This window comes from Gordonia ajococcus (genome assembly GCF_012974285.1).
Taxonomy (GTDB): domain Bacteria; phylum Actinomycetota; class Actinomycetes; order Mycobacteriales; family Mycobacteriaceae; genus Gordonia; species Gordonia amicalis.
The window spans coordinates 3,106,751-3,125,225 of the sequence record NZ_CP052884.1; the positions used below are offsets into that span (position 1 = coordinate 3,106,751).

An 18,475-nucleotide genomic window follows, 5' to 3' on the forward strand; every position below is an offset into this window, starting at 1 on the left:
CCGTTCGTCAGACATCTGACGACCCGCGCTGTGAGGAGTGGCTGTGGCAAGCACCGATGTGGAGCACACTGGCGGACACGCCGAGGTCATCGACACCGGCTGGCGCCGTGAGCCCGCCGATGCACCGTCGGCCCGCTTCGGCTGGTTCGGATCGGCGACGAAGACCTTCTACGGTGCCGCCCTCTTCTTCGCGGCCTTCCTGCTGTTCATGCTCATCGGTAACCACACCGGTCATGTCGAGGACATCTGGCTCATCGCGTTTGCGGCCGGCGTCCTGTTCTTCGTCGTACGCGGCTGGTGGATGAACCGCGGCAAGTGGTCCTGAACCACCACTGACCAAGACCCCGAGAAACGCCGAGCGGCCTGGCCGCTCGGCGTTTTTCGTGTCTTGGTTGCGTCTCGCCCGCTCAGCGCTCTTCGGCGGCGAGCTGCCCGCACGCCGCGGCGATTTCCTGACCGCGGGTGTCGCGCACGGTGCAGGACACGCCCTGCTCGCGGACGCGGCGCACGAACTCACGTTCCACCGGCTTGGGGCTGGCATCCCACTCCGAGCCGGGTGTCGGGTTGAGCGGGATGAGGTTCACGTGCACGAGGGACCCGAGCGCCTTGTGCAGCTTCTGCCCGAGGAGATCGGCACGCCAGGGCTGATCGTTGACGTCGCGGATCAGGGCGTACTCGATGGAGACGCGGCGTCCGGTGGTGTCGGCGTAGTAGCGCGCGGCCTCCAGCACCTCGGCCACCGACCAGCGGTTGTTCACCGGGACGAGCGTGTCGCGCAGCTCGTCGTCGGGCGTGTGCAGGGACACGGCCAGCGTGACCGCGAGCCCCTCGTCGGCGAGACGCCGGATGGACGGTGCGAGACCGACGGTCGAGACGGTCACCGACCGCGCCGAGATGCCGAGCCCGTCGGGTGCCGGCGAGGTGATCTGCCGGACCGCGCTGACCACGCGCTTGTAGTTGGCGAGCGGCTCTCCCATACCCATGAACACGACGTTCGAGAGGCGGCCCGGCTCGCCGAGCTCACCGTCACGAAGGGCGCGGGCGGCGGCCCGGACCTGATCGACGATCTCGGCCGTCGACAGGTTGCGGTCGAGACCGCCCTGGCCGGTCGCACAGAACGGGCAGGCCATGCCGCAGCCCGCCTGACTGGAGATGCACAGGGTGTTGCGCTCGGTGTATCGCATCAGCACGCTCTCCAGGAGAGTGCCGTCATGCAGTCGCCACAGCGTCTTGCGGGTGGAGTCGTCGTCGCACGAGATGTGCCGGACCGGCGTCAGGAGCTGCGGGAACAGCTTCTCGCGCACGGCGTCGCGGGACGCCGCGGGCAGATCGGTCATCTCCTCGACGTCGCCGTTGAGGCGGGCGTAGTACTGCCGGGCCAACTGGTTGGCCCGGAACTTCGGGAGACCCAATTCGGCCAGCGCCGCGACGCGGCCGGCGGCGTCGAGATCGGCGAAGTGTGTCGGCGGCAGCCCGCGTTTGGGCGCGTCGAACACCAGCGGTAATGCGGTCATCGGCCCATTGTCGCATGTCATGATGAACCCATGACCACACCCGATCGCCGGCGAAGCGGAAATCCGGTCCCGCAGTGGGGTTCGCAGGGAGAGCCCGGCTCCGCGTCCGCCTCTGATCCCGCGCCCGTGCCACCGACCCCGGCATCGGCGAGCGACGCCCCCGACGCCGTACTCGCCGAGCGCGACCGCCTGCGGCAGACCGTCGCCGATGTCGAGCACACCCGTACGCGCGCGGCCTGGTTCGGCGTGGTCATCGGGGCGATCATCCTGGTCCTGCTGCTGGTCTTCATCGTGCAGAACCTGGAGAGTCAGCGGATCGAACTGATCTTCTGGGAGGTCAACCTCCCGCTCGGCGTGAGCCTGCTGATCGCCGCGATCGCGGGTGCGCTGATCGTCGCCCTCGTGGGCGGCCTGCGCATGCTCCAGTTGCGCCGGGCATTGAAGAAGGCCGCCGGCTAGCGCCCGCGTTTCAGAGGAGAGCGGTCAGCACCGCCCACACCACGAACGCCGAGGGCAGCAGGCTGTCGAGGCGGTCCATGATGCCGCCGTGGCCGGGGAGCAGCGTCCCCATGTCCTTGATGCCGAGATCGCGCTTGACCTGTGACTCCACCAGGTCGCCGAGAGTCGCGCACACGACCAGGACGGGCCCCAGGATCAATCCGATCCACCAGTGGCTGCCGATCAGGAACGTGATGCAGCCGACCGCGCCGACCGTGCCGACGAGCAGCGAACCGACGAGGCCCTCCCACGACTTCTTGGGGCTGATCGCCGGCGCCATGGGGTGTTTGCCGAACAGGACACCGGCGGCATAGCCACCGACGTCGGAGCAGACGACGACCACCATGAGCGTCGCAACCCGGGCGGCACCGTCCTCCTGCGTCACCAGGTGGACGCCGAAGGATGCCAGGAGCGGCAGCCAGGCCAGCACGAACACGGTGAGTGCCAGGTCTACGAGGTAGTCCTCCGGTGCGTTCGAGATGCCCTGGGCGAGCAGCTTCCACACCATCGACACCAGGACGGTCGCGACGAAGGCGACCAGCACTCCGGTGGGCCCGTACGGCCAGCTGATCCAGATGATGACCTGACCGCCGATGAGCAGGGGCCAGAAGGCGACGTTGTACCCGGCGGTGTGCAGCCGCTTGGTGACCTCCCAGGTGGCGATCGCGAACGCGACGGCGACGAGGCCATACCAGAGCATCGGCGCGAACAGCAGGATCAGGATGATGCTGACCCCGAGCGTGCCTCCGACTGCGATCGCAGCCGGGAGGTCACGACCTGCCCGTGACTTCTTCTCGGGCCCGGACTTCTCCTCGGGCCCGGACTTCTTCTCGGGGTCGGATGCCTTCTCGCTCACACCTCGAGCAATTCGTCTTCTTTGTGCTTCACCAGCTCGTCGATCTGATGCACGTAGGTGGCCGTGGTCTTGTCCAGTTCCTTCTCGGCACGGGTGACCTCGTCCTCGCCGGCCTCGCCGTCCTTCTGGATGCGCTTGAGCTCGTCGGCGGCTTTGCGACGCACGTTACGGATGGCGACCTTCGCATCCTCACCCTTGCCCTTGGCCTGCTTGACCAGGTCGCGACGACGCTCCTCGGTGAGCTGCGGGATGGCGACGCGGATGATCGTGCCGTCGTTGGTCGGGTTCACGCCGAGGTCAGAGTTGCGGATCGCGGTCTCGATGTCACGCAGCGTCGACGCCTCGTACGGCTTGATGACGACCAGGCGCGGCTCTGGAGTGTTGATCGACGCGACCTGGGTCACCGGGGTCATCGCGCCGTAGTACTCGATGTTGATCTTGTTGAACATGGACGGATTCGCCCGTCCGGTGCGGATGGAGCCCATGTCCTCCTTGGCGACGTTGACCGCCTTCTCCATCTTCTCCTCGGCGTCGAGCAGCGCGTCGTCGATCATCTTCGTCCTTGTTCCGTTCGGTAGGGCCTGGCGAGGCGGTGTTCTCGTGCGGGGCGCGGGTGTTTGTCAGGTGCTGACCAGCGTGCCGATCCGGTCTCCGGCCACCGCCCTGGCGATGTTGCCCTGTTGGAGCAAATTGAACACCAAGATCGGCATCTTGTTGTCCATACACAGACTGAAGGCGGTCGCGTCGGCGACCTTGAGTTCCTTGTCGAGGACCTCGCGGTGGGTGATCTCGGTGAACATACGGGCGTTCGGGTCGGTACGCGGGTCCGCGTCGTAGACCCCGTCGACGGCCTTGGCCATGAGGACCACCTCGGCCTTGATCTCCAGCGCGCGCTGGGCGGCGGTGGTGTCGGTGGAGAAGTAGGGCATGCCCATGCCGGCGCCGAAGATGACCACGCGTCCCTTCTCGAGGTGACGCTGGGCGCGCAGCGGCAGGTACGGCTCGGCGACCTGACCCATGGTGATGGCGGTCTGCACGCGTGTGCTGATGCCGCGCTTCTCCAGGAAGTCCTGCAGAGCAAGGCAATTCATCACCGTCCCGAGCATGCCCATGTAGTCCGAACGGCTACGGTCGAGGCCACGCTGCTGCAGCTCGGCGCCGCGGAAGAAGTTGCCGCCGCCGATGACGACGGCCACCTGGACACCGGAGTTGACGACGTCGGCGATCTGATCGGCCACGGTCGCGACGACGTCCGGGTCCAGACCGACCTCTCCCCCGCCGAACATCTCACCGCCCAGCTTCAACAGGACTCGATGGAATCCGGAACGCCCGGACCCGGAACGCTCGGACTCGTCGAGATCGGATGGGGTGGGATCGGGCGCTTCGCTCATTCGCTTCCTCACTCGTCGGTTCGGAGAACTATGGTACGTCCTCACCGAATGCGACCCGCGACACGCGTAGGTGTCAGCGTGCGAGCGCCGCGCGGAACTGGGGCCAGGCGCGATGCAGTTCGTCCTGCCAGTACGGCCACGAGTGGGTGCCGCCGGGGTAGAGGTGGAAGGTCGCCGGCACCCCGACCTCGCGCAGCCGGCGCTGGAGGTTGCGCGTGCACTCGGCCGTCGCGGTCTCGATCACCGCACCGACGGCGAGCTGATCGAACAGTTTGGAGCCGTTCCCGTCGATGCCCGGGCCGTCGATCGTGTCGTAGCGCCCCGGTGCGCCGGAACCGTTGGACACATAGATCGACTTGCCGCGAAACGACGCCGCGTGCACAAACGGGTCGTTGGCCCGCCATGCCGGACTCGTCGGCGGTCCCCACATGTTGAGGGTGTTGCCGTGGCCGCGTCCCTCCACGACCATTCGCACGACCGCCTGGCCCATCGGGTCGCTGGTCTGGGCACACCCGCTGAACGAGCCGAGCGCCTCGTACAGTTCGGGGGCGTGCAGCGAGAGCTGGAACACCGAGGTGCCGGCCATCGAGATGCCCGCGATCGCGTTGCGGCCGTTCCCGTCGAGACGACGGTCGATCACCGCGGGCAGTTCCGAGGTGAGAAACGTGGCCCATTTTTGCACCCCGAGCGCGGGGTCCGGATGCTGCCAGTCGGTGAAGTAACTCGCGGCGCCACCCATGGGTACGACCACGTTGACGTTCTGATCGGCGAAGTACGTCCGGATGTCCGTGCGGTCGAACCAGCTGCTGCCGCCGTCACCGCCGGCGGCGCCGTTCAGCAGGTACAGCGTGGGAGCCGGCCGATCCCCTCGTGCGGGAAGAACTTTGACGGTCACCGTCTGACGCATCGCCGTCGACCACACCGCCAGGTCGATCTCGCCCGCAGGCTGCACGTATTCGGCGACGATCGACGCCGGATTCGGCTCCGCGGCAGCACGACTCGGCAGACCGACCATCATCGCCAGCACCGACAGCGCGACGAGACCCACTGCACCGAACATGCGGCGACCGTCCACCCCGGTGAGACCTTGTCCGTTCATCCACTCCGCTTTCCCACAGCACCACAGCGACGCGATCCGCATCACAGGCGATGCGGAGGCAGTCTGCCGCACGAAAGCGACGGTGTCCACCACGAACCAACTGACATCAGATGTGGTCAATTGTCCAGGAAGCCCGACATTTTCACCAAAACGAGGCCCATCCGTCGGAACACCGTTACATCGCCGACGAATGTCATGTAGCGTCCGGGCGACCGTCGAAGCGCCTTGAGTCACCTGGATGACAAGCGTCTCGAGACCTGGTTCACCCGGTAGCAAATCCCCTTCAGCAAAGAGGTGGTCACACGATGATTAAGTTCGGACTGATCGAGGAGTGGGACCCGCGCCCCGGTCATCTGACGAGTTGGGTGGCCTCACTCGCCTCGGTCACCGCCGCCGGACAGGCGCCAGTGCATCCCGTCCCCGCGTCGCATCAGCAGGAGGAATACCTGAAAGTTGCGTGGCGCAACGAATCCGCCGGTTTCCGGTTCGCCCGGTTGTGCCTCATGGCATTCGACGTCACGGCCCCGCTGGATGTGGAGGCGATGACCACGGCGGTCAACGAGTTCGTCCGGCGTCACGACAGTTTCCGTTCGTGGTTCTCGATGGAGGACGACGGTTCGGTGCTTCGTCATCTCGTGCCGACCGAGGACATCGAGATGGTGCCCGTCGACCACGGCGATCTCGACGCCGAGCGTCTCTGCACTCTCGTCCAGGACGAGACGGCCGGTCCGTTCAACTGGGACTGCTTCACCTTCGGTGCGATCGAATGGGATGGCGGTTTCACGATCTACGCCGCCGTCGACCACCTCAACACCGACGGCATCTCCCAGGCGTCCACTTGCCTGGAGCTCATGACGCTCTACCTGAACGCCGCGTTCGGCGCCGGGGCCGAACTCCCCTCCGTGGGAAGCTATATCGACTATTGCGCACGTGAACGCGCCATCTCCCGGCAGCTCACCCGGCGCTCGCCGCACGTCGAACGGTGGATCGAACTGGTCCGGGCCAACGAGGGCAGGTTGCCCAGCTTCCCGCTCCCCCTCGGCACCGGCGACGAAGGTTACACGCGGAGTGCGCTTCTCAACGCGACGGTGTTCGACGAGGCTGCCGCCCAGCGCTTCGAGGACGTCTGCCGCGAACTGGGTTCCAACGTGATCTCCGGGGTGATGGCCACCGCCGCCCTGGTCTACGCCGAATTCACCGGCAAGAACGAGTATTTCGGCATGACACCGAAGAGCACCAGGTCCGGCGCCGAGGAGATGAACTCGGTGGGCTGGTTCACCAGCCTCATCCCGGTACCTCTGACGGTCGACGACACGACGACGTTCCGCAGCCTCGCACCGCAGGCGGCACGCAGCTACGCCGCCGGAAAAGAGCTGACCGACATCTCCTTCCACCGGGTGCTGGAGCTGGCCGAACCCGCGGACGGACTCGATGTCGTGCCCGGCTGGTCGGTGCCGATGATCTCTTACATCGACGTTCGCAAGCTGCCGGGTGTGGAGATCTTCGAGGCCGGAAACGGTTGCCTGTTCGGCAACCGCGGTAGCAGCGAAGAGGTCTACATGTGGGTGAACCGCTTCCCCACCACGACCTCGATCACATTCCTGTACCCGAACACCGACATCGCGCGGGAATCGGTGCAGCGCTACGTCGAACGCTTCGTCGAGGTCATCAGCACGGTGGCCGAGCAGGGTGACTATCGAGCCTCGTTGCCCGCACTCACCTCGTGACCGCAGGCCCGGCGTGGCTGGCCCTTGCCGGGTGTCTGCTGGGCGTGTTCATGCAGATGCTGGACACGACGATCGTCAACATCGCGCTCCCCGACCTGACGGTCGACCTCGGGGCGTCGACCTCGCAGCAACTTCTCGTGCTGACGGTCTACACGTTGTCGTTCGCGTGCACGCTGCTCACCGCGGCCACCCTCGGCGGACGGTACGGGCGTCGGCGCTTGTTCCTGATCGCGATGATCGCCTTCACCGTCACCTCGATGTTGTGCGGCCTGGCAACGGATCCGGTGATGCTCATCGTGTTCCGCGGTGCGCAGGGCATCAGCGCGGCGCTGATATCCGCACAGACGCTGGCCTTGATCGCCGCCCTGTTCACCAGGGAACGCCACGGGCTGGTCTTCGGGATCTACGGCGCCGTGGCGGGTCTCGCCGCGATCCTGGGTCCCGTCGTCGGCGGACTGCTCGTGCACGCCGACGTCGCCGGATGGGGTTGGCGCACCATCTTCTTCGTCAACCTGCCGCTCGGGATCGTTGCCTGCGTGCTGGCGTGGCGTCGACTCCCGGCCGCCCTCGACCCCGACCCCGACCGGCCCGACATCGTCGGGATGATGCTCTCGGCGACCGCGCTGCTCCTGCTGTTGTACCCACTGGCCGTGGGCCGGGAACAACAGTGGCCGGCACTCCTGTGGGTCATGCTCGGCGCCGCCGTGGTCCTGTCGGTCGCCTTCGTGTGGCAGCAGAAGCGGCTCGCGGCTCGGGGCGGAACACCGTTGCTGCGCATGGATCTCTTCTCCTCCCGCCGGTTCGCGGTCGGACTGGGCATGTCGCTGCTGTTCTTCAGCGTCTTCGCGGGCTTCTTCTTCACCGTGTCGATCACGGCGCAGTTCGGCCTCGGGTACTCGGCGCTGGAGACCGGACTGCTCGCTCTGCCGTTCGCCTGCGGGGCGGCCGTGGGATCGGTCGCCTCGCCGTGGGCCGTCGCTCGCGTCAGCGCGCCACGGGTTCTGCTCGGCGGTGTTCTCACCGTCGGGGTGGCTTTCGCCTGGATCGCGCTGGTCCTCGACCCGGCGTCGGAAACCCTTCCGGCGGCGGCGATCCTGGCTCCCCTGGTCCTCGGTGGTGTCGGTACGGGATCGTTCGTCGCACCACTGCAGGCGGTCATCCTCTCCGACACCTCGGCGGAGACGGTCGGGTCGGCCAGCGGCACGATCCCGACGGTGCAACAGATCGGTGCATCGATCGGGCTGGCGCTCGTGACGATGTTCTTCTTCGGACAGGTGGCCGGGCAGACCGACACGAGCGTGCCCGCGGTGCACGCGGAACTCGTCGTCGCACTGGAGGATTCGCCGGTCGATCCGATGTTCCGGCCGGCGGTGGCCGACCGGTTCACCTGGTGCGCGACACGGCAGCTCACCTCGCCACATCCGGAACGACCTGCCACCGGATGTGCGGGCACCCCGGCGAACAGCACGGTCGCGGCGGTCGCCGCCGAGGCGCAGCCCTGGACGCAGAGTGCGGCACGCGCGGTCACCGCACGCACCTTCCTCGGTGCGTTCCGCACGACGCTGTGGGTTCTGGCCGCACTCGCGATCGGTGTCGGCTGCCTGACGCTGGTGCTGCGGCGAAACGACAACCGCCCCGCCTCCACGATGGGAGACGGGGCGGTCGAGTCGTCGTCCGGGGAGACCCGGGAAACGATCAGGCCTGGCCGACCTCGAAGCGGGTGAAGCCCTTGACGGTCACGCCGGCCTCGTCGAGCAGGGCCTTGACGGTCTTCTTCGAGTCCTGGACGGACGGCTGGTCGAGCAGCACGACGTCCTTGTAGAAGCCGTTGACGCGACCCTCCACGATCTTGGGCAGAGCCTGCTCTGGCTTGCCCTCCTCCTTGGCGGTCTGCTCGGCGATGCGACGCTCGTTCTCGACGACGTCCGCGGGGACCTCGTCGCGGGTTGCGTAGCGCGCCTTGAGAGCTGCGACCTGCATGGCGGCGCCGCGAGCGGCCTCATCGGCACCCTCGCCCTCACCGGAGTAGGACACCAGCACGCCGACGGCGGGCGGGAGATCCGAAGCACGCTTGTGCAGGTACACGGCGACCGGGCCGTCGTAGTAGACGACGCGACGGAGCTCGAGCTTCTCGCCGATCTTGGCGGAGAGAGCGGCGATGGCCTCGTCGACGGTGCCGCTGCCGAGAGCAGCCTTCTTCAGCTCCTCGACATCGTTGGTCTTGGCCTCGGCGGCCGCGGCCACGATGTCATCGGCGAGCTTCTGGAATTCGTCGTTCTTGGCGACGAAGTCGGTCTCGGAGTTGATCTCGATCATGGCGCCGCCCTTGGCGGCGACCAGGCCCTCGGCGGTGGAGCGCTCAGCGCGCTTGCCCACGTCCTTGGCACCCTTGATGCGCAGCTCCTCGACGGCCTTGTCGAAATCACCGTCGTTGTTGGCCAGCGCGTTCTTGCAGTCCAGCATTCCAGAACCGGTGAGTTCGCGAAGACGCTTCACATCGGCTGCGGTGTAGTTCGCCATCGTTGGCGAGCCTCCTTCGAAAGAGTGTGGTGGGACCGAATTGCTGCGGCGGTGTTACTGAGCAGCCGGGGCGTCGGTGGCAGCCTCGCCACCGGCCGGAGCTGCGGCCTGGGTCAGCAGCTCCTGCTCCCACTCGGCGAGCGGCTCACTGCCGGCTTCCGGCTTGGCGTCGCCACCGGCGGCACCGGCGCGGGCCTGGAGACCCTCGGCGACGGCCGAGGCCACGACGCGGGTGAGCAGGGCGGCGCTGCGGATGGCGTCGTCGTTGCCCGGGATCGGGTAATCGACCAGGTCGGGGTCGCAGTTGGTGTCCAGGATCGCGATGACCGGGATGTTCAGCTTGCGAGCCTCACCGACGGCGATGTGCTCCTTGTTGGTGTCGACGACCCACACGGCCGAGGGAACCTTGGCCATGTCGCGGATACCGCCGAGCGTGCGCTCGAGCTTGTTCTTCTCGCGGGTCAGCATCAAGATCTCCTTCTTGGTGCGACCCTCGAAGCCACCGGTCTGCTCCATGGTCTCCAGCTCCTTCATGCGCTGGAGACGCTTGTGCACGGTGTTGAAGTTGGTGAGCATGCCACCGAGCCAACGCTGGTTCACGTACGGCATGCCGACGCGGGTTGCCTCAGCGGCGATCGACTCCTGAGCCTGCTTCTTGGTGCCGACGAACAGGATGGTGCCGCCGTGGGCGACGGTCTCCTTGACGAACTCGTAGGCCTTGTCGATGTAGGTCAGCGTCTGCTGCAGGTCGATGATGTAGATGCCGTTGCGGTCGGTGAAGATGAATCGCTTCATCTTGGGGTTCCAACGGCGGGTCTGGTGCCCGAAGTGTGCGCCGCTGTCAAGCAGCTGCTTCATGGTCACGACAGCCATGAGATTTCCTTTTGTCGCAGTTGTCTGTCGACACCGGGTTGGTGCCGACCCTGGCGCCTGCCGGCGAGTGCCACCCGAACCGGTCGATGACCAGGCCCGGGACTGCCCACTCGGGGTGTGTTTTCGCAGGCGCGCGAAGTCACCTCATCAACAACCGATGAGGTGCGGACGAAAGTTTACGCGCGTCGACCAGCGAAAACCAAAACGTTCCGGCCGCCGACCCGGGCCACGGATCCGGATCGGCGCCGCTTGCGTCCAAGAGGTGTGCCGACCGCTTGTTCCCGCTTTGTGCTCACCGCGTTGTTGTGGCTGGCCGTCCTGTGCCCGACCCCGCAGGCCGGTACCGCCGCACCGCGCCCCTATTCTGCCCCGCTGTCTCCGCGTCCGACGGTCGTGACCGGCTTCGATGCGCCGGAGAAGAGATGGCAACGGGGTCACCGGGGTGTCGATCTCGCGGCCGCACCCGGAGTGCCGGTCGCCGCGGCGGGAGCGGGTCGCGTGCGGTTCGCGGGCCGGGTCGCCGGACGCCCGGTCGTCTCGGTGCAGCATCCGGACGGGGTGATCACGACGTACGAACCGGTCGAGGCCGCCGTCGACGAGGGCGACCATGTGTCTCGCGGCGAGCTGATCGGCACGCTCGTCGCCGGACATCCGGGCTGTCCGGTGGCGGCGTGCCTGCACTGGGGCGCTCGACGCGGCGTCGGACGCGATGCGGAGTACCTGAACCCGCTGGGCCTCCTCGGAGCGGTGCGGGTCCGGCTCAAACCGCTGAAGCCGGGGCCACCACCGTGATCAGGCGCGGGGGTGTGCCTGGCGGTGCACCGCCCGCAGGCGTTCGACGCTCACGTGGGTGTAGATCTGCGTCGTCGCCAGCGACGAGTGCCCGAGCAGTTCCTGCACGACGCGTAGGTCGGCTCCACCTTCGAGGAGGTGTGTCGCCGCGCTGTGCCGGAGGCCGTGTGGTCCCATCGCCGGGCCGCCGGCGGCCGCGACCGCTTGGGACACGACCGACCGTGCCATCCGCTGGTCGAGCCGGCCGCCGCGTGCCCCGAGGAGCAGCGCGGCTCCTGATGTGGCGGTGGCCAGCGCGGGACGCCCGCGGCGCAGCCAGTCGTCGATGGCCTTGGCCGCCGGTTCGCCGTAGGGCACGGCACGTTCTTTGTCACCCTTGCCGATCACCCGCAGGATGCGTCGCCCGGTGTCCACGTCGTCGACGTCGAGTCCGCACAGTTCTCCGACACGAATTCCACTGGCGTACAACAACTCCAGGATCAGGCGATCTCGGAGTGCGATCGGGTCCCCGGGGTCGCGGTCCTGAGCGGTCGCATCGATCGCGGCGTCGGCCTGTCCGGGTGCGAGCACCGCAGGCAGGGTGCGATGTGCTTTCGGAGCCTTGAGTCGCTGCGACGGATCGGTGGCCATGATGCCCTCGCGAACCGCCCAGGTGCAGAAGGTCTTCGCCGCGGAGACCTGCCGCGCGATCGTCGTGCGGGCGGCTCCGCGGCGTGTCAGTTCGGCCAGCCAGGCGCGCAGGAGGGCGAGGTCGATGTCCGCCGCGGCGACTCCGCGGGCGCCGGCGAACGACAGCAGCGCCCGTGCACCACCGACGTATGCGCGGATGGTGTGTTCACTGCGACCTTTCTCCAGGCGCAGGTGATCGGCGAAGTCGTCGAGCATGTCCGTCAGCACAGCGTGCGGCGGGAGCGGGTGCAACCCCACACGCGGTGCCGTGGCCGGATCGATGCCTACCGGCCGGCTCTACCGACCGACACCGGCGCCCTCTTCGGCGGCGCGCAGTTCGGCCTTCCATTTCCGGAAGCCCTCTTCCGTGCGGCCGCGGCGCCAGTACCCGGAGATCGAGGCGTTGCCCGCGCTCACCTTGCGCTCCTTGCGGATGTAGCTGCGCAGGTTGTGCATGACGGCCTGGGCCTCGCCGTGGATGAAGACGTGGGGTTCGCCGTCGAGCCACTGCGCCTCGCGGACCGCGGCGATGAGGGGTGCGTTGTCGCCGGCGACCGAGTCGTCGACCTCCCCGGCCGGTCCGCCGCGGTGCACCCAGACGATCTCCGCGCCCGGGGGCGCGGTGAGGTCGAGTTCGTCGTCCGGCCCGGCGACCTCGATGAACACCTTGGCGACCGCGTCGGCCGGCAGCGCCTCGAGTGCGGCGGCGACGGCGGGCAGTCCCGCCTCGTCGGCGGCGAGCAGGTGCCACGGAGCGTCGGACTTCGGCCGATACCCGCTGCCCGGTCCGATGAACCGGACGGTTTCGCCCGGCTCCACCGAGGCGGCCCATGGGCCGGCGATGCCCTCGGTGCCGTGGACGACGAAATCGACGAGGATCTCCCGGGCCTGGGGATCGACACGGCGAACGGTGTAGGTGCGCAGGACGGGTTGCTGTTCGGGGGGCAGCGTCGTCCGCAGTTCCTGGAGGTCGAAGGGCTCCGGGTAGGTCACCCCGTCCGGCGCGAAGACGAACTTCACGTACATGTCGGTGTCGGCGTCACCGGGTGCGCCGACCGCCTCCTGGAAGTCGTCGAACCCTTCTCCGCCCAGGTAGAGGCGGACGAAGTGCGGGCTGATCTGTTCCCGTCGGAGCACCGTCATCGTGTTCACGCGCTTGGCCATGGAACCTCCTTGTCGCGACCACCTTACGCCTCTTACTTAGGTCTACCTAAGCGATGGTTTCGGTTCATTCCGGCGAACTCGCGGTACGCGCTTGTAAGGTTTTCTCACGATCAAGCGATGTGATCCGAGAGTTTGCAGTTCTTGAGATCCGACGTCGCGAGACCCGACCAGAGGCGATTCCATGCCGGACCACCCAGCGGAGCCCCAACCGACCCGAGAGGGTGCTCCGACGCGCGCATCGCGCCTCGGCGCCGACGACTGGCTCGACGCGGCGGTGGAGGTCCTTCTCGAGGACGGGATCGACGATCTGAAGATCTCCCACCTCAGTGCCCGGCTCGGCGTCACCAAGGGCAGCTTCTACTGGCATTTCACCGACATCGCGACGATGAAGTCCGAGCTCGCCGACCACTGCAAGAAGGTTCAGGCAGCGGCCGTGGCACAGATCGCGGAGCTCGAGGAGCTCCCTCCGATCGAGCGGATCGAGGGCATGACGCGGCTCATGTCCGACCCCCGGCGTTGGCGCATGGAGGCCGCGATGCGCAGGTGGGCCGAGACCGACGAGTCGATCGCGGACTCGATTTCGGAGCTGGACGGTCAGATCTTCCAGATCGCCCATCAGGCGATGCGTGAACTCGGCTTCGACGAGGCCGAGGCCCATGCCCGCGCGACCACGCTGCTCTACGCCGGTATCGGCTTCGTCCACGCCCACGGACGCCTCGGCGAGGCGACGCCCGACGACCTCCGCATCTTCCTCGACATCCTCACGCGGAAGTGAGTCACCCGGTGGCGAGTCGCCACTGACCGCCGACGTTCTCCACGAGCCCGTCGATGTCCAGTCGCGCCAGAGCCGCCCGCACGGCCGGTACCTCGAGCCCGGCCGCGAAGGCGATCTCCTCGATCCCGACACCACCCCGACCGGGGATCGCGTCGTGTACCCGCAACTGATCGGCGCTGAGCCCATCGGTTGGCTTCACCCGCCCCCGGCCGATGTCTCCCCCGCCGTCGGGCCGGACGAGGTTCACCGCCGACGCGACGTCGGACACCAGAACCGCCAATCCGTCGGCGATCATCCGATGACTGCCGACCGAGGTCGCCGACGTCACCGGTCCGGGGACCGCGCCCAGCGGACGGCCGAGCTTGCGCGCCCACGCAGCGGTGTTCGCCGCACCCGACCGACGGCCCGCTTCGACGACAACGGTTGCCCCGGACAGTGATGCGACCAGCCGATTACGGGTCAGGAAGCGGTGTTTGGCCGCGGTCGTACCCGGCGGATACTCGCTGATGACCGCGCCGGTCCGGGCGATCTCGGTCAGGAGCGCCGAATGCGCGGCCGGATAGTCGCGGTCTATCCCGCAGGCCATCACGGCCGCGGTCACCCCGCCGGCGGCCACGACGGCGCGGTGGGCGGCACCGTCGATGCCGAAGGCGCCACCGGAGATCACCGCGAATCCCTCACCGACGAGACCCGACGCCAGCATCTGCGTGACGTGTTCGCCGTAGGACGACGCCGCGCGGGAGCCGATGAGGGCGATCGAGGCGGCGGCGAGATCGTCGAGGCGGGCCGGTCCGCGGACCCAGAGTGCCAGGGGTTCACCACCGCGAGGGGCGGTGTCGGCCTGGCTCAACGCGAGCAGCGACCACGCCGGCCATTCGGGATCGGAACGGGTCACCAACCGCGCCCCGATCGCGGCGGCGGCATCGAGGTCCTCGGCCGCACAGTCGGAATCGCATCGTGCCGCGGTCGTGGCCAGCACCGGTTCATGACCGTCGGGCACCGTGCGCCTGCGGATGGCCGACGCCGCCTCGACCGCACCGACCTCGTCCACGAGCGCGATCACGTCCGCACACGGCGGTTCGGCCACGCGCGCCAGGTAGGTCCACGCCGACAGCTCCGCCGGGTACTTGCCACTCACCAGGTCGCTCCTCGGTCTCGGTACAGAAGTGCTTGTGCGACATCGTCTTCGACGGGAGCGTCGGTGCCGCGCAGATCGCTGAGTGTCCAGGCCAGGCGCAACGCACGGTCGGCGCCGCGTGCCGTCACCCGCCCGTCGCGGAGAAACAGTTCGATGGGCCGGAGGACGTCGGGAGGTAGCCGGAACTTCTGCCGCAAGGCCGATCCCGGTACCTCGGCGTTGGTGCGCCACCCGAATTCCGACCACCGCTCGACCGCGGCCGCACGCGCCGCGGTGACCCGTGCGCGAACCTCGGCGCTCGACTCCCCCGCCCCACTCATCAGCGCGGCATTTCCCGGCGGGTCCATGCGGACGCGGATGTCGACACGGTCCAACAGTGGTCCGGAGAGCTTGCCGAGATAGCGGCGTCGCACGACCGCGGTGCACACGCAGTCGACGTCGTGTGCGGGTGCACACGGGCACGGGTTCGCCGCGAGGATGAGCTGGAACCGCGCGGGATAGACGGCGACCCCGTCTCGGCGCGGCACTCGCACCTCGCCGTCTTCGAGCGGTTCCCGCAGCGATTCCAGGACTTTGACGCTCATCTCGGCGCATTCGTCGAGAAACAGAACTCCGCGGTGTGCCTTGGAGACCGCACCGGGACGGGCGAACCCGGTTCCGCCACCGAGGAGCGCCGTCGTCGACGAACTGTGATGTGGCGCGACGAACGGCGGCTCGGTGATCAGCGGACGCCCTGCTGACAGCTCCCCGACCAGCGAATGGATCGCCGTCACCTCCAGGGAATCCTCGAGACCCAGCGGCGGGAGGATGCCCGGCAGTCGTCGCGCGAGCATGGTCTTGCCGATGCCCGGCGATCCGGTCATCAGGACGTGATGCGCTCCGGCCGCTGCTATCTCGAGTGCATGCCGCGCCTCGTGCTGACCCACCACGTCGGCCATGTCCGGGATCGGCGGCGGCTTCGTGGGTGTCGTCCGGTGGAAGTTGTCGAGTACGAGGTCACCCGCGAGCCAGGCCGCCACCTCCTTGAGGCTCGACGCGCCACCGACGTCCATCCCCTCGACCAGCGCCGCCTCCGCCACCGTCTCGATCGGCACCACCGCACGTCGATAACCGGCTTGACGCGCAGCGATCACCGCCGGCAACACTCCCCGGATCGGCCGCACGTTCCCATCGAGACCGAGTTCACCCAGGAAGATCGTCGACACCAGCTTCTCCGACGACACCTGTTCTGTCGCAGCCAGAATCGCCACCGCCATCGACAGATCAAATCCCGAACCCACCTTCGGCATGTCGGCCGGCGACAACGCGACCGTCACCTTCAGGTCGGGAAACGTGAACCCCGAGTTCTTGATCGCCGCCCGCACCCGGTCCCGAGCCTCCCGCACCGACGCATCCGGGCTACCCGTCACCGAGAAACCCGGCAACCCCGACCCCACACTCGCCTGTACGTCGACGACATGCGCCGCAAAGGCGTTGAGCCCCACCGCCTGTGTTTGCCCCAACATGGGCACAGTGTGGTCGAGGAGCCCGGTCCGGAACCGTGTCACCACCGCCGGACGGATGATCTGTGGATGAACGTCGAGTTGTTCAGCGGCCGGACTATGGCCTGGGTTTCTACGGAACGAAGTCGCACGCGATATCAATCCGGCGGATTCGACTGTCGCGCAATACCTGACAGCCGGACCCTGTGGATACGAATCAGATTTTGTCGGTGGTCTGATCTACATTGGTAGTCAGCAAGTGATCCAGCCGGACGGGCTGGCACGGCAACACTTCTGGGGGCAGGGTGTCGGGGAATCGGGTCGATCTACCGGGCGAGTCTTTCGCCGGGGTCGATCCTGCCAACCCGTACGAGGCCGGCATGTACGAGTTGATGGAGGAGCTGGCGCAGTCGAAACGCCGCCAGTCTCATGAGGACTGGCGGCGCTACGAAGCGGTGAACGCCATCGCCGAGCGCTGCATCGCGGTGCGTAGCACGCTGGGTGGTGCGATCGTCGTCAGCGGCGACACTGATTGCGTCATCCGAGTGGCGCGGCAACTCTCCCTCACCCGGCGCCAAGCCGAAATCCTGGTCGACGAGGCCATCGGCCTGCGGGAATCGCTGCCCGAGGTCCTCGACACACTCCGCGACGGGATCACCACCCGGTGGCAGTTGCAGGTGATCCTGTCCCGCACCGCCCTCGTACCGTACGACTCCTCGATCACCCCGACCCTCGATGCCGAGATCGCCGCCACCCTGCGATCGAAGAAAGGCTCGTGGACGCGGGCCCGGCTACGGGACATGGTCGACCGCCTCGTCTTCCGCCACGATCCCGACCTGGTGCGCGAACGCCGCAAAGAAGCGCTCGATAACCGTGGCATGTATACGCACACCCTCGACGACGGGACCGCCGAGCTCACCGGGGTGATGGCTGCGGAGAACGTACGTATCGCGGCCAAAGCCGTTCGCGTGCTCGCCGATTCGGTGTGCAAACACGACGGCCGCACGGCAGGTCAACGTAACTCGGATGCCATGTTCGCGTTGCTGACCGGCACCGAGTTCGAGTGCCTATGTGATCGCGAGGACTGCACCGCGGAGGTTCCCGAACCTGATGCAGTGGTCGCGGCGGTGCGCAGCGAGGTCGTCATTCACGTCGTCACCGATCAGGCGACTCTCAACGGCGCTCCGGGGATCGGCTGGGTCGATGGGCATGGTGTCATCTCCGGTGAGCATGTCCGCGACCTCGCCACCCGGCCCGACGCCGCGATCAAGCCCGTCACCCCGGTCCGCACCCCACCCACGCAGGTGGCCGCCGAGAACAACGACGACAACGACGCGAAACATGAACGGACACGTCCGAATTCGACAGCGTCTGACGCTACGACTGCGGCGAACGCCACGCACGAGGAGGCAGAACCGTCGTCGGAGGTCGTCGTGATCTACCCGGGTTCCCAGCCGTCGGATCCGTACCGCCCGACCACGGCGTGTGCGGACTTCGTCCGTATCCGGGACGGGTACTGCACCGAACCCGGCTGCGAGCAGTCATCGTTCGACTGCGACCTCGACCACGTCACCGAGTTCGACCGTCAGCGCCCGACCCGCGGCGGTCTCACCTCGAGTGAGAACCTCAACGCGAAGTGCCGGTTCGGGCACCTGCACAAGACCTTCGGCGACTGGGTCGACGTTCAGTACCGCGACGAGGACGGCCGCCTGGTCACCGAATACATCACCCCGGAGGGCTACCGCATCCGCGGCGACGCCGAAACCCTGGAAGACCTCTTCCCCAACCTCCGGCGTATCCGGTTCGAACAACCTGCCCAAGCCCCACCGAAACCCCGGGTCATCACCGGCGACGACGCGCCGCCGCCGACCGATCGAACCGCCGCGAAACACGCCCGGCGGCGAGCCGAACGTGCCCGCAACAAACGCGAACGCGAACGTCGGCAGGTCGAGGATGGCCCCGCACCGTTCTGATCGGT

The 18,475-nt window shown here is 67.5% G+C and carries 18 protein-coding genes; 7 read left to right on the forward strand and 11 right to left on the reverse strand.

Annotation, left to right across the window (positions count from 1 at the left end):
* Window positions 1-43 precede the first annotated feature (43 nt).
* Window positions 44-325 (forward strand): DUF2631 domain-containing protein, encoded by a 282-nt coding sequence (locus tag GAA2_RS14040; protein WP_006436372.1) that lies wholly within the window; start codon window positions 44-46, stop codon window positions 323-325.
* Between the two features lie 82 nt (window positions 326-407).
* Here GAA2_RS14040 and rlmN read toward each other — a convergent pair whose 3' ends face one another.
* Entirely contained in the window at window positions 408-1,514 is a 1,107-nt protein-coding gene (gene rlmN / locus GAA2_RS14045; RefSeq protein WP_024498413.1) for a 23S rRNA (adenine(2503)-C(2))-methyltransferase RlmN, read from the reverse strand.
* 30 nt (window positions 1,515-1,544) lie between these two features.
* On the opposite strand from rlmN, the gene GAA2_RS14050 reads away from it, so the two are divergent.
* On the forward strand, window positions 1,545-1,973 hold the full coding sequence (locus tag GAA2_RS14050; RefSeq protein ID WP_024498412.1) for a lipopolysaccharide assembly LapA domain-containing protein: 429 nt from the start codon (window positions 1,545-1,547) through the stop codon (window positions 1,971-1,973).
* Window positions 1,974-1,983: 10 nt separating this feature from the next.
* On the opposite strand, the gene GAA2_RS14055 is transcribed toward GAA2_RS14050, so the two are convergent.
* From GAA2_RS14055 to GAA2_RS14070, 4 genes are all read right to left on the reverse strand, one after another.
* Entirely contained in the window at window positions 1,984-2,868 is an 885-nt protein-coding gene (locus GAA2_RS14055) for a phosphatidate cytidylyltransferase (protein ID WP_024498411.1), read from the reverse strand.
* Entirely contained in the window at window positions 2,865-3,422 is a 558-nt protein-coding gene (frr, locus tag GAA2_RS14060) for a ribosome recycling factor (RefSeq protein ID WP_006438141.1), read from the reverse strand. Before frr ends, GAA2_RS14055 begins: the two co-directional genes overlap by 4 nt.
* Before the next feature lie 66 nt (window positions 3,423-3,488).
* Window positions 3,489-4,259, reverse strand: coding sequence for a UMP kinase (pyrH, locus tag GAA2_RS14065; RefSeq protein WP_024498410.1), 771 nt, complete (start codon window positions 4,257-4,259; stop codon window positions 3,489-3,491).
* A gap of 73 nt (window positions 4,260-4,332) precedes the next feature.
* Window positions 4,333-5,358 carry an alpha/beta hydrolase gene (locus GAA2_RS14070; RefSeq protein ID WP_024498409.1) on the reverse strand — a complete coding sequence of 342 codons (1,026 nt, stop codon included), beginning with the start codon at window positions 5,356-5,358 and terminating at the stop codon, window positions 4,333-4,335.
* 305 nt (window positions 5,359-5,663) lie between these two features.
* Between GAA2_RS14070 and GAA2_RS14075 the strand changes: the two genes are divergently transcribed.
* Window positions 5,664-7,085 carry a condensation domain-containing protein gene (locus GAA2_RS14075; RefSeq protein WP_024498408.1) on the forward strand — a complete coding sequence of 474 codons (1,422 nt, stop codon included), beginning with the start codon at window positions 5,664-5,666 and terminating at the stop codon, window positions 7,083-7,085.
* Complete coding sequence (locus GAA2_RS14080; protein ID WP_024498407.1) at window positions 7,082-8,809, forward strand: MFS transporter; 1,728 nt, start codon at window positions 7,082-7,084, stop codon at window positions 8,807-8,809. Before GAA2_RS14075 ends, GAA2_RS14080 begins: the two co-directional genes overlap by 4 nt.
* Here GAA2_RS14080 and tsf read toward each other — a convergent pair.
* Window positions 8,781-9,605: a translation elongation factor Ts gene (gene tsf, locus GAA2_RS14085; RefSeq protein ID WP_006438157.1), complete on the reverse strand. Its 825-nt coding sequence runs from the start codon at window positions 9,603-9,605 to the stop codon at window positions 8,781-8,783. The two genes, GAA2_RS14080 and tsf, sit on opposite strands and share 29 nt — an antisense overlap.
* 54 nt (window positions 9,606-9,659) lie before the next feature.
* Entirely contained in the window at window positions 9,660-10,478 is an 819-nt protein-coding gene (gene rpsB / locus GAA2_RS14090) for a 30S ribosomal protein S2 (RefSeq protein ID WP_006438158.1), read from the reverse strand.
* A 264-nt stretch (window positions 10,479-10,742) separates the two neighbouring features.
* Here rpsB and GAA2_RS14095 point away from each other — a divergent pair, with 264 nt between their 5' ends.
* The gene (locus GAA2_RS14095) at window positions 10,743-11,270 is read left to right on the forward strand and encodes a M23 family metallopeptidase (RefSeq protein WP_024498406.1); all 528 of its coding nucleotides are present in this window, start codon (window positions 10,743-10,745) and stop codon (window positions 11,268-11,270) included.
* On the opposite strand, the gene GAA2_RS14100 is transcribed toward GAA2_RS14095, so the two are convergent.
* Window positions 11,271-12,155 (reverse strand): tyrosine recombinase XerC, encoded by an 885-nt coding sequence (locus GAA2_RS14100; RefSeq protein ID WP_051349599.1) that lies wholly within the window; start codon window positions 12,153-12,155, stop codon window positions 11,271-11,273.
* Window positions 12,156-12,236: 81 nt separating this feature from the next.
* Window positions 12,237-13,103, reverse strand: a complete 867-nt coding sequence (locus tag GAA2_RS14105) for a siderophore-interacting protein (RefSeq protein ID WP_024498404.1) — start codon at window positions 13,101-13,103, stop codon at window positions 12,237-12,239.
* 181 nt (window positions 13,104-13,284) lie between these two features.
* On the opposite strand from GAA2_RS14105, the gene GAA2_RS14110 reads away from it, so the two are divergent.
* Window positions 13,285-13,878 carry a TetR/AcrR family transcriptional regulator gene (locus tag GAA2_RS14110; RefSeq protein ID WP_024498403.1) on the forward strand — a complete coding sequence of 198 codons (594 nt, stop codon included), beginning with the start codon at window positions 13,285-13,287 and terminating at the stop codon, window positions 13,876-13,878.
* 1 nt (window position 13,879) lies between these two features.
* On the opposite strand, the gene dprA is transcribed toward GAA2_RS14110, so the two are convergent.
* Entirely contained in the window at window positions 13,880-15,016 is a 1,137-nt protein-coding gene (dprA, locus tag GAA2_RS14115; RefSeq protein WP_024498402.1) for a DNA-processing protein DprA, read from the reverse strand.
* Window positions 15,013-16,563: a YifB family Mg chelatase-like AAA ATPase gene (locus GAA2_RS14120; protein ID WP_258324108.1), complete on the reverse strand. Its 1,551-nt coding sequence runs from the start codon at window positions 16,561-16,563 to the stop codon at window positions 15,013-15,015. The genes dprA and GAA2_RS14120 overlap by 4 nt, the downstream gene beginning before the upstream one ends.
* Before the next feature lie 314 nt (window positions 16,564-16,877).
* On the opposite strand from GAA2_RS14120, the gene GAA2_RS14125 reads away from it, so the two are divergent.
* A complete protein-coding gene (locus GAA2_RS14125) occupies window positions 16,878-18,470 on the forward strand; it encodes an HNH endonuclease signature motif containing protein (RefSeq protein ID WP_232513102.1) in 1,593 nt (530 codons plus the stop codon).
* The last annotated feature ends 5 nt before the right edge of the window (window positions 18,471-18,475 follow it).

Coding starts and splice junctions, on each gene's coding strand:
- rlmN (WP_024498413.1), bottom strand. CDS start 1,514: ATGACCGCATTACCGCTGGTGTTCGACGCGCCCAAACGCGGGCTGCCG.
- GAA2_RS14050 (WP_024498412.1), top strand. CDS start 1,545: ATGACCACACCCGATCGCCGGCGAAGCGGAAATCCGGTCCCGCAGTGG.
- frr (WP_006438141.1), bottom strand. CDS start 3,422: ATGATCGACGACGCGCTGCTCGACGCCGAGGAGAAGATGGAGAAGGCG.
- pyrH (WP_024498410.1), bottom strand. CDS start 4,259: ATGAGCGAAGCGCCCGATCCCACCCCATCCGATCTCGACGAGTCCGAG.
- GAA2_RS14070 (WP_024498409.1), bottom strand. CDS start 5,358: ATGAACGGACAAGGTCTCACCGGGGTGGACGGTCGCCGCATGTTCGGT.
- GAA2_RS14075 (WP_024498408.1), top strand. CDS start 5,664: ATGATTAAGTTCGGACTGATCGAGGAGTGGGACCCGCGCCCCGGTCAT.
- tsf (WP_006438157.1), bottom strand. CDS start 9,605: ATGGCGAACTACACCGCAGCCGATGTGAAGCGTCTTCGCGAACTCACC.
- rpsB (WP_006438158.1), bottom strand. CDS start 10,478: ATGGCTGTCGTGACCATGAAGCAGCTGCTTGACAGCGGCGCACACTTC.
- GAA2_RS14100 (WP_051349599.1), bottom strand. CDS start 12,155: ATGCTCGACGACTTCGCCGATCACCTGCGCCTGGAGAAAGGTCGCAGT.
- GAA2_RS14105 (WP_024498404.1), bottom strand. CDS start 13,103: ATGGCCAAGCGCGTGAACACGATGACGGTGCTCCGACGGGAACAGATC.
- GAA2_RS14110 (WP_024498403.1), top strand. CDS start 13,285: ATGCCGGACCACCCAGCGGAGCCCCAACCGACCCGAGAGGGTGCTCCG.
- GAA2_RS14125 (WP_232513102.1), top strand. CDS start 16,878: ATGTACGAGTTGATGGAGGAGCTGGCGCAGTCGAAACGCCGCCAGTCT.